Raw genomic sequence first — 13,716 nt, 5'->3', positions numbered from 1 at the left:
TATCGGTCAGCTTGATCTCCACCGCAGACGGCCCCGAAGACGACATGCGGCAATCATAGAAATTTAAGTGACGAATTTCAGGCGCATGACACTAGTGCGCTGTCCACGAACGTTCACCGGCTCGGGCGCCGTAGCAGGCGCCGGCATCGCCGTACCACGACCCGCCGACCCGGCGCCGATCACTGCGGCACGTGGCCGGGGGTGGAGAGCCGCGCCCGGTGAACGTATGTGGTCACCGCACTAGCCGCTCCCCCACGCCGTGGGCGGGCGACCCCGCGGAGATCCCTGCCCGGCCTCTCACGCCCGGCGAGGGGTTCGGTCGGTCTCCGCGTGGCCGCTCGCCCCGGCGCGGTGGTCAAGCGCCGGGGGGCGGGGTCCAGTTCGTCCCGGCACGGTGGTCAGGCGCCCGGGGCGGGGTCCAGTTCGTCCCGGCGCGGGGGTCGGGCGCCGGGGACGGGGTTCAGTTCGTCCCGGCGTGGCCGACGCACACGGGCATCGCTCCCTGCCAGGCCTTGGTGTACCGGCTGCTGGTAAGCGAGTAGGCGACGCTGCCGCTGATCCAGTGCTCCAGGCCTCGGACGTAGGCCGAGACGGCGGGCGAGCCCAGTGCCTCCAGGACGGCCCCGAGGGCGACCATCCGGGTGACGGCGGCGTCGCGCATCCTGCCGATCTGGTTCATCGACTCCTGGATCGAGCGGTGCCGGTGGCGGGCGAGCACGTTGACGAGGTTGTTGCGGGCGTTGACGCCGCGCCGCTCCTTGGCGTAGGAGAGCAGGTCGTTGTCCCACACCACCACGTCGTTGGCGCTCTCGGTGATCGCGGCGAGGTCCGGCTGCCGCCACTCGTCCGGGGTGAGCGGGCGCCCGGTGGCCAGGTCGATCAGCGCGAAGACCGTCAGCATGGCCCCCGTCCTGCGGCGCATGAAGATGTAGTCGCCGACGGTGGGGACCACGGCGTCCTCGCGGTTGGCCGCCTCCCATACCTGGGCGAACAGGTAGTCCTTGGTGACGGTGCGCCAGCGGTCGAGCTGGTCGGGGCTGCCCGCGGCGCGCACGCGGCCCTTGATGTCCAGCATGGCGCGGGCGAAGGGGTTGTCCACGGGCGCGCCCGGGGCGGGGTCCTCGTCGAGGACGGCGAGCAGTTGCGGCAGCGCGCGGGCGATCTCCGCGGCGCGGCGGTCGCACTCGCAGAAGGCGTCGTCGAAGGCGAACAGCCAGACGCACCAGTCGGTGACCAGCCGGAGCATGTCGTGGGCGGCGTAGGGGTAGGTGCGGGCGCCCAGCCAGCCGTATCCGGCCTCGCGGTAGCGGTCGAGTTCGGCGGGGTCGACGATCATCCGGCTGGTGACCAGCCAGGAGAAGGTCTCGGCGTCGATCTGTTCCGCGTAGGGGCTGACCAGGCTGGGGAATGGGGACAACAAAGGCGGAAGAAGGAGCTTGGAAGGCGCTAAATCAGCCATCCCCACATCATGACAACAAAGGGGCCATATAACTACACGGCGATAGGCCCGGATGTGCACGGTTCTTTCGTTTCACGCGCGAACCATTCGAGGAATTCGGCGTGTCCGAACACCTGCGCGGTCTCCCACGCGGACGGGGTGCCCCGCGCGGGGCCGGCGCCCGCCTCCGGCAGAGCCCGCACCACCTCGGGCTTCTTCAGGAACACTGCCTGACGCGGCGTGGAACACTGCCGGGGACACGGCCCCGGCGAGCGGGCTCCGACCGCGGTCGCCCAGCCGCTCGGGGTCGGCGCCCCGCGCGAGCAGCGCCCGGACGGTCGCCGCGTGCCCGTGGCAGGCGGCGAGCACCAGCAGGGTGCCGCCCTTGTCGTCGTGGAGGTCAACGGCGCCCCGGCGTCCATGTAGGCGCACAGCCGATCGGCCTGCCCCGCCCTGGCCATCTGGAACAGCCGGGTGGCGAGCTCCTCGACGTCCCGCGCCTCCGCACGGCCTCCATCGTGCACCGGCCCGCCGGGCGGCCCCGCGAGCGACCCCCGGGCCGGCTCGCGGCGGGGTTCCCGGTGGCGCCGCGGGTGGAGGCCGCTTCCCGTAGCCGGAGACCGCCCGGGCGGAATCGTCAGCGCATCCCATAGGTTCTGTGTTGAGAGACGATAGAAAGGCTGGGACCCAAGGTGTTCGACCCGACGGATCTTTACCGGCTCAGCGGTGATGTCCCTGAGCTGACCGATCCGGTGCTGCTCTACCACTTCGAGGGTTTCGTGGACGCCGGAGGAGCCGGACGGCTCGCCGTGGGTCACCTGCTCGCCGAGCTGGAGCACCGGGTCGTGGCGACGTTCGACGTCGACCGGCTGCTGGACTACCGCTCGCGCCGCCCTCTGATGACCTTCGACACCGACCGCTGGGTCGACTGCGAGTCGCCCGAGCTGGCGGTGCATCTGGCCCATGACGCCTCCGGCACCCCGTTCCTGGTGATGAGCGGCCCGGAGCCCGACCGCGAGTGGGAGCTGTTCGTGGAGGCGATCGGCACCCTCGCCACCCGGCTCAACGTCGGCAGGCTGGTCACCGCGCACGGCATCCCGATGGCCGCGCCGCACACCCGCCCCCTCGGCATGACCGCGCACGGCACCCGGCCCGGCCTGGCCGCCGGCCCGGGAAGCCCGTTCGGCCGCATCCAGGTGCCCGGCAGCGCCGCCGCCCTGCTGGAGCTGCGGCTCGGCGCCCGGGGGCACGACGCGGTCGGCTACGCCATCCACGTCCCGCACTACTTGGCCCAGGCCGAGTACCCGAGCGCGGCGGTGACGGCGCTGGAGGCGATCAGCCGCGGCACCGGCCTGGTGTTCCCGCTGGACGGCCTGCGCGACGCCGCCGAGAAGACCACGGCCGAGATCGAGGAGCAGATAATCGCCTCGACCGAGCTTTCGACGGCCATCCAGGGTCTTGAGCAGCAGTACGACGCCTTCAACGCCGGCGCCGAGCGGGAGAACCTCATGGCCGAGAGCACGCCGATGCCGACCGGTGACGAGCTGGCCGCCCAGTTCGAGCGCTTCCTGGCCGAGCGGGACGAGAAGGACTCATGATCGATGTCGGCCTGGCCGGATACGGCCCGGCCGGGGCGTTCTTCCACGCGCCCCTGATCGCGGCCACCCCCGGGCTGCGCCTTTCCGCCGTGGTGACGCGCAGCGCGGAGCGGGCGGCCCAGGTCGCGCGCGATCACCCGGACGCCGCGGTCGTCCCCTCGGTGGACGAGCTGCTCGCCCGCGGCCCCGGACTGGTCGTCGTCGCTTCCCCCAACCGCACCCACGTTCCCCTCGCCCGGCAGGCCCTGTCGGCCGGGGTCCCCGTGGTGGTGGACAAGCCGATGGCCGCCACCGCCGCCGAGGCCCTGGAACTGGCCGAGCTGGCGCGCGGGCGCGGCCTGATGCTGACGGCGTTCCAGAACCGCCGCTGGGACGGCGACTTCCGCACCCTGGGCACTCTGGACCTCGGCGAGGTCCACCGCCTGGAGTCGCGCTTCGAGCGCTGGCGGCCGGTGCCCAAGGGCGGGTGGCGCGAGAACGGCGGCCCGGAGGAGCTGGGCGGCCTGCTGTACGACCTGGGCAGCCACCTGGTCGACCAGGCGCTGCGGTTCCTCGGCCCGGTCACCGACGTGTACGCCGAGGCCGACGTGCGGCGGGCCGGGGTGGGCGCGGACGACGAGGCGTTCATCGCGCTCACCCATGCGAACGGCGCCCGGTCGCACCTGTGGATGAGCGCGGTCGCCGCGCAGCTCGGGCCGAGGTTCCGGGTGCTCGGCTCGCGTGGCGCCTACGTCAAGTGGGGGCTGGACCCGCAGGAGGAGCGCCTGCGCGCCGGCGAGCGGCCGGGCGGCCCGGGGTGGGGCGCCGAGCCCGCCGACCGCTGGGGCCTGCTCGGCGTGGACGGGGAGGCCCGCAGGGTCGAGACACTGCCCGGTGCTTACCAGGACTTCTACGCCGGCGTCGTCGCCGCGCTGACCGAGGGAGCGCCGCCGCCGGTCGACCCGGTGGAGGTCGCCGAGGCCCTCGCCGTTCTCGGCGCGGCGCGCGTCTCGGCGGCGGAACGCCGCGTCATCCCCTTGGACCCGCAGGTGGCGCAGCCCGCGCGATGACGTGTCCCCCCGTGGACTTTCAGTCGAGCAGGCGAGAGCGCAGGGCGGCGGAGTCCTCGGGGGTCCAGCCGTTGCGGGCGAGCCAGCCGAGCGGGCCGTCGTCCCTGGTCTCCAGCATCTGCAGGAAATGGTCCATGTACTCGGGGCGGGGCAGGTGGCTGTCGGCCGGGCGGGAGTCCAGGTCGTCGCGGTAGGTGTCGCTGGCGCGCAGGCGGGCGAGGATGGCCTCCATGCGGTCGCCGGTCGCCGCGTAGTCGGCCACGATGGCGTCGCGGGCGACGCCGGCCACCGACAACGCGAGCGCGCAGACCACGCCGGTGCGGTCCTTGCCGGCCGCGCAGTGCACGAGGGCCGAGCCGTCGCCGTACGCCAGCACGCGCAGGGCGGCGAGCACCGAGTCGGGCCGGTCGAGCAGGTAGGCGTAGTAGAACCCGAGCACCCTGATCTCGGCGCGTTCCTCGTTCCTGGTCTGCCAGGGCAGCACGCGGTCGCCTTCGATGCGGGGACGCGCGCGGCCGTCCGGCCCGTTCCCGGCGCCCGCGGCCGTGCCCTCCACGGGGTCGACGGCCTGGTCCTGGGCGGGGGTGTCGGCCTCGACGTCGGTGTGGCGGCCGCCCTCGGGGAACAGGGTGAGGTGATGGATGCTCACCTCGGGCACTTGGGTCAGCGGGCCGGGGCCTTCCAACTCGACCTCGGCGGAGGAGCGCAGGTCCACCACGTCGCGCAACTTCAGCTCGCCGACGAGCCGCTGCACGTCGGCATCCGTCAATCCCTGCAGGTTGTCCGAGCGCATCACCCGCCCGAACCGCGTCGTCCGGCCGTCGATCGTGGGGAGACCGCCGAGGTCTCGCACGTTCACGGCGCCGTCAAGGGCTATCCACCTCGTTAGTTCATTCATCACATCCAACCCTATATGCGCTATATGTCCGCGCGAAGAAGGCGACAGGGGCAGAGTGTCAAAAGAACATGTCCGTTACGTGGCGGCTGCCATCGTGACGCCGGCCCGCGCGTGATGTAAAGGAGCGGGCCCTTCCGGGGTCCGCGCCCCCCGGAGCCTGGGGCTCGCCGACTCAACCGCCTTCCCCGAAGGAGGTCATGGTGGACACATCCGCGCCCTTCCCCCGGCTCGTGCTCGACCCGGCGCTGCCCGCCGAGGTCGCCGCCACCCTGCGGACCAGCCCGGACGCGCTCCACGCGGTGCGCGCGGGGGCGGTGCCCCGGCCCTACGCCCCGAACCCCGCCCTGGTCTGCGCCGTCACCGTGCTGCTGCTGCTCGCCCTCGCGCTGGCCGGCCCGTGGGGCATGATCGCGCTCGGCGCCGCCGTCACCGGCCTCGGCGGCGCCCAGGCCCTCGCGGGCGACCCGAAACTGCGCGAGGCCCGCCGCCGGCTGCGCGTGGCGCACCGGCACGCCGGCCGGTACATCCTTCCCGAGGACCTGGACGAGCGATGCGGCGAACTGCTGGCCAGGGCCCAGCGGGCGGTCGCGGAGGTGCTGGAGTCCAGGGTCAACCGTGACGGCCTGCTGGACGCGATCGCCAACACGGTGACCCTCCCCTCGGAGCTGTGGCGGCTCGGCGTGCGGCTGGCCGACCTCACCCGGACCCGGCGCGAGCACGAGCGCATCGTGCCCAGGGACGTGCCGGCCGACATCGCCGGGATGTTCACGCCCTACGACGAAGTGCTCGAACGGGCGCACCGCTCGCTGGCCGCCCGCGTGGAGTCCTTGGAGGACTACGCCCGCGAGGTGCGGCGGGCGGACGCGGTGTACCGGGCCTACCGGCAGCTCGGGGTGCTGCGGGAGCGCACCCCGGACTACGAGCGGCTGCTGGCGGAGACCGCCGAGGACGAGACGGCGCTGCCCGCCGTGGAGGGGCTGAGCGGGCAGGCCCACGAGGTGGAGCGGGTCTTCCGCAGCAGCATCGAGGAGGCTCGGCGGGCCGGCACCCATCTCCTCCTGCTTTCGGCCGCATGACGGAAATGCGATGTAACGCGCCTCACGTCCGCTATAAACCTTGAAAGTTCATTTCGTCGGCAATAATCCATGAAAGGTGGCTTACGGCTGCCACGGAAACGGTCCCGTAACCGCTCCGGGCAGCCGGTTCATGTGCGCGTAATCGAGCCGCCCGAAACGCCATGATTCGGCCATGCCACTCAAATCCCGGCCTTTCACCAGCAATTGCGCAAGACAATGGATCTCCCCTTTAATCTCCACTGGACCGATGTCCGGCGCGCACCGCCCGGCACCAGAACACGGGAGGGAGAAGGGTGACCCGTCATGACCGCGCTCATCGAGGTCCGTGACGCGAGCGTCCGCTACCTCTCGACCGGTCAGACGGCGCTCCGCGGAGCCGGCCTGACCGTGCGCCCCGGCGACCTGGCCCTGGTCAGCGGCCCGTCCGGCTGCGGCAAGAGCACCCTGCTCCGCCTGGTCAACGGCCTCATCCCGCACTCCTACCGCGCCGAGGTGACCGGCGAGGTCCTGATCGGCGGCCTGCCCGTCGCCGGCCGCACCATCCGCGAGCTCTCCACCGTCGTCGGCACGATGCTCCAGGACCCGCGCAAGCAGATCGTCGGCACCACCGTGGCCGCCGAGATCGCCTTCGGGCCGGAGAACCTGGGTCTCCCCCGCGCCGAGATCCGCGAGCGGATCGCCGAGGTCGCCGGCCGCGTCGGCATCGGCCACCTGCTCGACCGCGCCACCGCCGGGCTCAGCGGCGGCGAACTGCAGATGGTCGCCTTCGCCGGCGTGCTGGCGATGCGGCCGAAGGCGGTCGTCGTGGACGAGCCGCTGGCCAACCTCGACCCGGCGGCCGGCCTGCGCCTGATGCGCGAACTGCGCAGGTTCGCCGACGAGGGCGGCGCGGTCGTCGTCGTCGAGCACCGCGTCGAGGAGATCCTGGAGTTCTCCCCCACCCAGGTGCTCTACCTGGAGGAAGGCGCCCCCCGCTACCAGGGCCCGGTGGAGGGCTTCCTGCGCGTGGCCCCCGTCGGCCACGTCAAGCTGCCCTTCGCCACACTGGTGTCGCGCGCCGCCGAGCTGCCCGCCGTCCCCGAACCGCCGGAGCGGGCCGCCGCCACGACGACCCCCCGGCTGGAATACCGCGGGGTGAGCCTCGGGTACGGCGAGCGCACGGTGCTGTCGGGCGTCGACCTCGCGCTCGGCCCGTGCGAGCGGGTCGCCGTCCTCGGCCCGAACGGCGCCGGCAAGTCGACCCTGCTGCGCGCCGCCGTCATGCTCATCACGGCCACGCGCGGCGAGGTGCTGGTGGACGGCTCCCCCGTCGCCGAGCGCTCGGTGAAGAACCTGGCCACCACCTTCGGCTACGTGTTCCAGAACCCCGGCCAGGCCCTGTTCAGCGCCACCGTCGGCCAGGAGCTGGCGTTCGGCCCGCGCAACCTCGGCCGCGACCCCGAGGAGATCGACGCCGACGCGCGCGCCGCGCTGCGCGCCGTGCTGCTCGACGACGAGAAGGACATCATGGACCGGCCGCCGCGCACGCTGTCGTTCGGCCAGCAGCGCCGCCTCACCGTCGCCCTCGCCCTGGCCATGCGGCCGCGCACGCTGATCCTGGACGAGCCCACCGCCGGGCAGGACCTGCGCACCACGACCGAGTTCATGGGGCACGCGCTCGCCGCCCCCAGCGTGGAGAGCCTGTACTTCATCACCCACGACGTCGATCTCGCCCTCACCTACGCCGACCGCATCATCGTCGTCGACCAGGGCGGCATCGCCGCCGACGCCTCCCCGGCCGAGCTGGCCGCCGAAGGCGCCCTCTGGTCGCGGGCGGGCCTGGCGGCGACCAGCCTGGTGGCCGCGGTGCGCGACAACCTGCCCGGCTCGGGGGCGATCGCCCATCCCTTCGACCTGGCCCGCCAGGTCTCCCTCCTCACCCCTTCCCCCTCTTCCCCCACGGAAGGAACCACCCCCTCATGACCACAGACGCAACCACCCCGCGAGAGCCCGTCTTATCGATCTCCTCCCGGACCGTCGTCTTCGGCGCGGTCGGCGCGGCGCTGTACGGCGTGCTCGGCCTGTTCAGCTTCCTGATCCCCGGCACGCAGGCCGTCACGGTGCGACCCGCGTTCGCGCTGGTGCCGTTCTTCGGCAAGCGCTTCGGCGTGATCGCCGGCTTCTTCGTCGGCCTGGTCGGCAACGCCATCATCGACCTGATCTCCGGGTACGGCCTGACGTACTGGAACTGGAGCGTCGCCAACGGCCTGGTCGGCGCCTTCGCCGGGCTGTTCTTCGCCTACCTGCCGCCGATCGCCGGCGAGGCGCTGCGCCTGGTCGTCACCGCGCTCGGATCTCTGCTCGCCACCGCCATCGGCCTGCTGTTCGTGTTCACCGACATCTGGGTGCAGAACATCGACGTCTCGACCGTCATCTCGATCAACTACGTCCCCGCGCTGATCGCCGACGCCATCGCCGTCGTCATCCTCACCCCCGCGCTGGACGCCATCTGGGAGCCGCTGTCCAAGCGGACCGGACGGTAACCGGGTGGACGTCACGCCGCGTTACCTGGGCGCGGGTTCCTTCCTGAGCCGCCGCGATCCGCGGGTGCTCCTGCTGGTTCCCGTGTTCTACATCGTGGCCGTGGCGGGGGTCGACGACCTGCGCGCCGTGCTGGCGTGCACGGCGGCCGCCCTGCTGTACTACCGCGCCGCGGGCATCCCGTGGCGCGGTGTGCGGGCCAACTGGGCGTTCATGCTGACCGTCACCACGGTCCTGGTCCTGGTGAACAGCGTCCTGACCTCGTCCATCAGCCGCGGCGGCGGCACCGGCGAGGTGCTGTTCACCGTCCCGCTCACCCATACCCCCATCACCTGGGCCGCCCTGTCGTACGCCGCCACCACCCTGGTCCGCTACATCTCGCTGGCCATGGTGAGCTTCCCGGTGGCGTTCAACATCGCGCCCTCGGACTTCGGCGTGGCCTTCGCGCGGCTCGGGCTGTCGCAGCGGCTGGCCTACGGGGTGGACCTGACCTTCCGGTTCCTGCCCTCCACCTGGGCGAGCCTGCACGAGACCATCGACGCCCAGCGCATCCGGGGGTACGAGCACAGCCGCAGCCGCAACCCGGTGCGGCGGCTGCTGTCGCTGCGCCCGGTGGTCATCCCCCTGACGGTGAACGCGCTGATCGACGCGGAGGACACGGTGAACGCCATGGACCTGCGCGGCTTCGGCGGCCGGCACCGCACCTGGATGCGCGAGCTGGCCTTCGACCGCGTCGACCTGCTGGTGCTGGCCGGCTTCGCCGCCATGACCGCGGTCATGGTCACCGCCAAGATCCTCGGCCTGACGGGCACCGTATGGGCGCCGTGATCCACTCCGCGCCGCTGCTGCTCCCCATCGCCCGCCCGCCGATCCGCGACGGCGCCGTGGCCGTGCGGGACGGCCGGGTGCTCGCGACCGGCCAGCGGCGCGAGATGCTGACCGCCCACCCCGGCGCGCAGGAGCTGCGCTGGCCGGGCATGGTCGTGGCCGGGCTCGTCAACGCGCACACCCACCTGCAGTTCACCCGCATGGCGAAGGTCGGCGCGCGCGTGTACGGCTCCTTCGAGGAGTGGTCCACCACCTTCGACGCGGTCTACTTCTCCTCCGGCGGCGCCGACTGGGCGGCCAGCGCCCGCGAGGGGGCGCGGCTCGCGCTGCGCCACGGCACCACGGCCGCCGCCGACGTGGTCACCGACATCGAGGCGATGCCGGTGCTGCACCAGGCGGGGCTGGCCGGGGTCTCCTACCTGGAGGTGCTCGGCGACACCGACGAGAGCTGGGCCGGGACCGGCCGCGAACACCTGACCTCCACGGTGCGCGAACTGCGCGGCGCCGGGGACGCCCCACGGGCCGGGCTCGTCGGGCTGGCCCCGCACGCCCCCTACACCCTGGACACCGGCGTGCTCGCCGACCTCGGCGTCCTGGCCCGCAGGTACGGCCTGCGCCAGCACATCCACCTGCTGGAGTCGGCCCACGAACGCGAGTACACCGTCTCGGGCACCGGGCCGATCGCCCGCCTGGTACGCGACCTGGGCTTCGACTTCGAGATCCTGCGCGCGGGCGGCACCGGGCAGGGGCCGGTCGACTTCCTGGACGCCCTCGGCCTGCTCGGCGGGCGCTGCCACGTCGCGCACGGCGTCCACCTGGACGCCGCCGAGCGGGCGCTGCTGCGCGAGCGCGGGGTGAGCGTCGCGCTGTGTCCCCGCTCCAATCGCACCCTCGGCCTGGACGGACCGCCGATCGCGGCCCTGCTGGAAGAGGGCTCCCCGATCGCCGTGGGCACCGACTCGCTGGCCTCCAGCCCGTCGCTGGACCTGCTGGAGGACGTGCGGCTGCTGCACCAGCTCGCCCGACGGCAGGGATACCGCGGCCAGGACCTGCCGCGCCGCCTGGTGGAGGCCGCCACCGCCGGCGGCGCCCGCGCGCTCGGCCTGGACGAGGGCCCTGGACGCATCGGCGTCCTCGCGGCGGGCTCGCGCTGCGACTTCGCCGTCTTCCCGCTCGATCCCGGCGAACGCGACCCCTACCTCGCCCTGATCCAGGACGGGCCGGGAAGGTGCGTCGCGACGGTGACCGGCGGCGACCCGTCCGGACGGGTGCACCTGGCCGGCTCGACCCAGGAGCGGCGCCATGGGCACTGACCTCGCCGCGATCTCCACGAAAGTGCGCGCGGCATTCCCCCGAAGGCCTCCCGTAGGCCTCCACGCAAGGCGCGGAGACATGGCTTCCCAGAATCGCACCATTCGCTTCAAGCTGTACTCGCTGCTCAGCCTGCCGATCGTCGCGCTCATCCTGCTCTGGGTCGTCATGACCGCGCACCTCGTGGGCGTCTTCTTCGACCTGCGCAGGGCGGTCACGCTGTTCGACCAGGTGGCCACCCCCGCCGGAGTGCTGGCCGACCACGTGCAGCAGGAACGCCAGCTTTCGGCGATCTTCCTCAGCGGCAGCGCCCCGGACGGCGGGCGCCTGTCGGCCGCGCGCGAGCAGACCGACCTGGCCGCGCGGCTGTTCCACCAGCGGTCCACCTCGCTGGAGGGGCAGTCGGCGACCGGGCCCGAGGTGGTGCAGAGCCTCGCGGAGCTCGAGAGGCAGCTGCTGAGGCTCAGCTCGGTGCGCCAGGACGTCGACGGCCGCACGCTGAGCCGCCTGTCGGCCATCCAGGAGTACACCAAGATCCAGGACGCGCTGTACCAGATGTACGACGAGCTGATCACCGTGCCCGACCTGACGCTGTACCGCAAGTCCAGCGGGTTGCAGACCATCGCCAGGTCCCGCGAGCTGCTGTCCCAGGAGGACGCCCTGCTGTCGGGGGCCATCCAGCAGAACTCGCTCGGCGACGAGGAGCGGCGCGTCTTCGCCGACATGGTGTCCGGGCGCCGCCTGCTGCTCGCCCGGGGGGCCGAGGCCCTGGACGCCGAACTGCGCCGCCCCTACGACGACCTGGTGGCCTCGGCCGACTACAAGCGGCTGACCACCATGGAGAACCAGGTGATCTCGCGAGGCGGGACCCCCGCGCAGGCGGCCGCCTGGCAGCCGCTCGCCGGCACGCTGGGGTCACGGCTCGACCAGCTCGCCACCGACCGCGCGACGCTGCTGAACACCCGCACCGACGCCACGGCCTCGGGCATCATCGCGCAGATCGTCGCCGCCGCCGGCCTCGGCCTGGTCGCCATCCTGCTGGCCGTCGTGCTGTCGGCACGGTTCGGGCGCGGCCTGGCCCAGGAGCTGGCCGACCTGCGCAGCGCCGCCATCGACCTGGCCGACGTGCGGCTCCCCCGGGTCGTGGCCAAGCTGCGCGAGAGCCAGCCGGTCGACGTCGAGAGCGAGGCACCGCCGATCCTGGCCACCGGCACCACCATGGAGGTGCAGGACGTCGCCCAGGCGTTCACCACCGTGCGCCGCACCGCCGTGGAGGCCGCCGTCGGCCAGGCGGAGCTGCGCAAGGGGGTCAGCCTGGTCTTCCGCAACCTGGCCCGGCGCAACCAGTCGCTGCTGCACCGCCAGCTCACCCAGCTCGACGGGATGCAGCGCAAGACCAGCGCGCCCGACGCGCTGGCCGACCTGTTCCGGCTGGACCACCTGACCACCCGCATGCGCCGTCAGGCGGAGGGCCTGATCATCCTGTCCGGCGCTCCCGCGGGGCGGGCCTGGCGCAAGCCCGTGCCGATGCACGACGTCGTGCGGGGCGCGGTCGCGGAGGTCGAGGACTACACGCGGGTCACCGTGCTGCCCATGTCGGACGCCTCGCTGATCGGCACGGCCGTCGCCGACGTCATCCACCTGCTCGCGGAGCTGATCGAGAACGCCACGGTATTCTCCCCGCCCAGCACCCGGGTCAACATCCGCGGGGAGCTGGTCGGCCGGGGCTTCGTCGTTGAGGTGGAGGACCGCGGCCTCGGCATGGGCGAGGAGGACCGCACCGAGCTCAACCGGCGCCTGGCCAACCCGCCCGAGTTCGACCTGGCCGACAGCGACCGGCTCGGCCTGTTCGTGGTCAGCCAGCTCGCCGAGCGGCACAAGGTCAAGATCACCTTGCGCCGCTCCCCGTACGGCGGCACCACCGCCGTCGTCCTGGTGCCGCACGAGCTGATCATCACCACGGCCGACGACCTGCCCCCGGACCCCGACCACGAGCCGGAGACCTGCCGCGAGCCGGGCGCCCGCCACGCGCCGGCGCCCGAGCCCGGCCACCTCATGTGACCAGGACCGGGCCCGGCCATCTCATGTGACCAGGGCCGAGCCCTGCCATCACTGGAACCGGGGTCGAGCCCGGCCACCTCATGTGACCGGGAAAGGGCCGGGCGATCGTCTGTGATCACCGCCAGGAGCCGCGGGCGGCCCGCCGGGTGATCAGGAGCGGGCGCCGTCCAGGCGGCCCTCGGCGAGGAGGGCGGCGAGGTGGGGCAGGTCGTCGATGACCAGGTCGGCGGCGGCCGCCTCGGGGCGGTCGGCGTGCAGGTGGCCCCATGGGCCGCGCCGGAACAGGGCGGTGCGCAGGCCCGCCTCGCGGGCCGGGAGCACGTCGTTGTCCAGCCGGTCCCCCACGTACAGGATCTCGCCGGGCTCGCGGCCGGCGACCGCGACCACCTTGGCGAAGAAGTCCGGGTGGGGCTTGCTGACGCCCCATCCCGCCGAGGTGTGGACGGCGTCGACCGGCAGGTCCATCGCGACGAGCGCGTCGTAGGCCTGCGGCGGCTGGTTGCCCGCGATGATCAGCTCGTATCCGGCCGCGCGGAGTTGGGCGAGGCCGGGCCGCGCGTCGGGGTACAGGTCGCCGGCGTCGAAGTTCTCCCGCAGGCCGTCGGGGTCGTCCTCACGCCAGGCCTCCACCTCGGCCTCGACGTCCAGACCGGGGCGGACGATCTCGAACGCCTCGCTGTAGGACCGGTCGAGCGCGGCCATCCCGCCGAGCACGCCGAGCATGGTGAAGCGCGAGACCCCCAGCCGGTCGGCCCAGCGCGTCCAGATGCGGGTCTCGTCGATCAGCGTCTCCCCGACGTCGAACACCAGCGCGCGAATCACGACACTCCTCCCGTATGCGTGTGTCCGACCTTACTTGGCGGGGAAACGGCAGTGGCGTGGCGACCGCCGCGGCGCCACGCCACGTCTGCTCTCGCCCGGCGGCCCCGCTCAGGGC

The 13,716-nt window shown here is 72.8% G+C and carries 12 protein-coding genes; 8 read left to right on the top strand and 4 right to left on the bottom strand.

Annotation, left to right across the window (positions count from 1 at the left end; genetic code table 11):
- Positions 1-460: 460 nt before the first annotated feature.
- Both ABZT47_RS33655 and ABZT47_RS33650 read right to left on the bottom strand, forming a co-directional pair.
- Positions 461-1,459, bottom strand: a complete 999-nt coding sequence (locus ABZT47_RS33655; protein ID WP_354851385.1) for a 4-epi-cubebol synthase — start codon at positions 1,457-1,459, stop codon at positions 461-463.
- 72 nt (positions 1,460-1,531) lie between these two features.
- Positions 1,532-2,089 carry a hypothetical protein gene (locus ABZT47_RS33650; RefSeq protein WP_354851382.1) on the bottom strand — a complete coding sequence of 186 codons (558 nt, stop codon included), beginning with the start codon at positions 2,087-2,089 and terminating at the stop codon, positions 1,532-1,534.
- A gap of 41 nt (positions 2,090-2,130) precedes the next feature.
- Between ABZT47_RS33650 and ABZT47_RS33645 the strand changes: the two genes are divergently transcribed.
- On the top strand, positions 2,131-3,036 hold the full coding sequence (locus tag ABZT47_RS33645; protein ID WP_354851379.1) for a PAC2 family protein: 906 nt from the start codon (positions 2,131-2,133) through the stop codon (positions 3,034-3,036).
- On the top strand, positions 3,033-4,085 hold the full coding sequence (locus ABZT47_RS33640; RefSeq protein WP_354851376.1) for a Gfo/Idh/MocA family oxidoreductase: 1,053 nt from the start codon (positions 3,033-3,035) through the stop codon (positions 4,083-4,085). Before ABZT47_RS33645 ends, ABZT47_RS33640 begins: the two co-directional genes overlap by 4 nt.
- 19 nt (positions 4,086-4,104) lie before the next feature.
- Here the strand turns inward: ABZT47_RS33640 and ABZT47_RS33635 are convergent, their stop codons facing one another.
- Positions 4,105-4,983, bottom strand: coding sequence for a tyrosine-protein phosphatase (locus ABZT47_RS33635; RefSeq protein ID WP_354851374.1), 879 nt, complete (start codon positions 4,981-4,983; stop codon positions 4,105-4,107).
- Between the two features lie 197 nt (positions 4,984-5,180).
- On the opposite strand from ABZT47_RS33635, the gene ABZT47_RS33630 reads away from it, so the two are divergent.
- The 6 genes from ABZT47_RS33630 (at position 5,181) to ABZT47_RS33605 (ending at position 12,779) form a co-directional block, all read left to right on the top strand.
- Complete coding sequence (locus ABZT47_RS33630; protein ID WP_354851371.1) at positions 5,181-6,059, top strand: hypothetical protein; 879 nt, start codon at positions 5,181-5,183, stop codon at positions 6,057-6,059.
- A 303-nt stretch (positions 6,060-6,362) separates the two neighbouring features.
- Positions 6,363-8,021, top strand: a complete 1,659-nt coding sequence (locus tag ABZT47_RS33625) for an ABC transporter ATP-binding protein (protein ID WP_354851368.1) — start codon at positions 6,363-6,365, stop codon at positions 8,019-8,021.
- Positions 8,018-8,581 (top strand): ECF transporter S component, encoded by a 564-nt coding sequence (locus ABZT47_RS33620; protein ID WP_354851365.1) that lies wholly within the window; start codon positions 8,018-8,020, stop codon positions 8,579-8,581. The genes ABZT47_RS33625 and ABZT47_RS33620 overlap by 4 nt, the downstream gene beginning before the upstream one ends.
- Before the next feature lie 4 nt (positions 8,582-8,585).
- Positions 8,586-9,407, top strand: a complete 822-nt coding sequence (locus ABZT47_RS33615; protein WP_354851362.1) for an energy-coupling factor transporter transmembrane component T — start codon at positions 8,586-8,588, stop codon at positions 9,405-9,407.
- Complete coding sequence (locus ABZT47_RS33610; protein ID WP_354851359.1) at positions 9,395-10,720, top strand: amidohydrolase family protein; 1,326 nt, start codon at positions 9,395-9,397, stop codon at positions 10,718-10,720. Before ABZT47_RS33615 ends, ABZT47_RS33610 begins: the two co-directional genes overlap by 13 nt.
- A 79-nt stretch (positions 10,721-10,799) precedes the next feature.
- Positions 10,800-12,779 carry a nitrate- and nitrite sensing domain-containing protein gene (locus ABZT47_RS33605; RefSeq protein ID WP_354851356.1) on the top strand — a complete coding sequence of 660 codons (1,980 nt, stop codon included), beginning with the start codon at positions 10,800-10,802 and terminating at the stop codon, positions 12,777-12,779.
- 150 nt (positions 12,780-12,929) lie between these two features.
- Here the strand turns inward: ABZT47_RS33605 and ABZT47_RS33600 are convergent, their stop codons facing one another.
- Positions 12,930-13,601 carry an HAD family hydrolase gene (locus tag ABZT47_RS33600; RefSeq protein ID WP_354851353.1) on the bottom strand — a complete coding sequence of 224 codons (672 nt, stop codon included), beginning with the start codon at positions 13,599-13,601 and terminating at the stop codon, positions 12,930-12,932.
- Positions 13,602-13,716: the final 115 nt, after the last annotated feature.

The organism is Sphaerisporangium sp. NPDC005289, assembly GCF_040607455.1.
In the GTDB taxonomy this organism is placed as follows: Bacteria; Actinomycetota; Actinomycetes; order Streptosporangiales; family Streptosporangiaceae; genus Sphaerisporangium; species Sphaerisporangium rhizosphaerae.
This window is presented reverse-complemented; position numbering and strand designations above follow the sequence as displayed.

What these genes read in the sequence shown, in the direction of transcription:
- ABZT47_RS33625 (WP_354851368.1), top strand. Translation starts at nt 6,363, where the DNA reads ATGACCGCGCTCATCGAGGTCCGTGACGCGAGCGTCCGCTACCTCTCG.
- ABZT47_RS33620 (WP_354851365.1), top strand. Translation starts at nt 8,018, where the DNA reads ATGACCACAGACGCAACCACCCCGCGAGAGCCCGTCTTATCGATCTCC.
- ABZT47_RS33640 (WP_354851376.1), top strand. Translation starts at nt 3,033, where the DNA reads ATGATCGATGTCGGCCTGGCCGGATACGGCCCGGCCGGGGCGTTCTTC.
- ABZT47_RS33630 (WP_354851371.1), top strand. Translation starts at nt 5,181, where the DNA reads ATGGTGGACACATCCGCGCCCTTCCCCCGGCTCGTGCTCGACCCGGCG.
- ABZT47_RS33650 (WP_354851382.1), bottom strand. Translation starts at nt 2,089, where the DNA reads ATGGGATGCGCTGACGATTCCGCCCGGGCGGTCTCCGGCTACGGGAAG.
- ABZT47_RS33605 (WP_354851356.1), top strand. Translation starts at nt 10,800, where the DNA reads ATGGCTTCCCAGAATCGCACCATTCGCTTCAAGCTGTACTCGCTGCTC.
- ABZT47_RS33635 (WP_354851374.1), bottom strand. Translation starts at nt 4,983, where the DNA reads ATGAATGAACTAACGAGGTGGATAGCCCTTGACGGCGCCGTGAACGTG.
- ABZT47_RS33610 (WP_354851359.1), top strand. Translation starts at nt 9,395, where the DNA reads ATGGGCGCCGTGATCCACTCCGCGCCGCTGCTGCTCCCCATCGCCCGC.
- ABZT47_RS33655 (WP_354851385.1), bottom strand. Translation starts at nt 1,459, where the DNA reads ATGGCTGATTTAGCGCCTTCCAAGCTCCTTCTTCCGCCTTTGTTGTCC.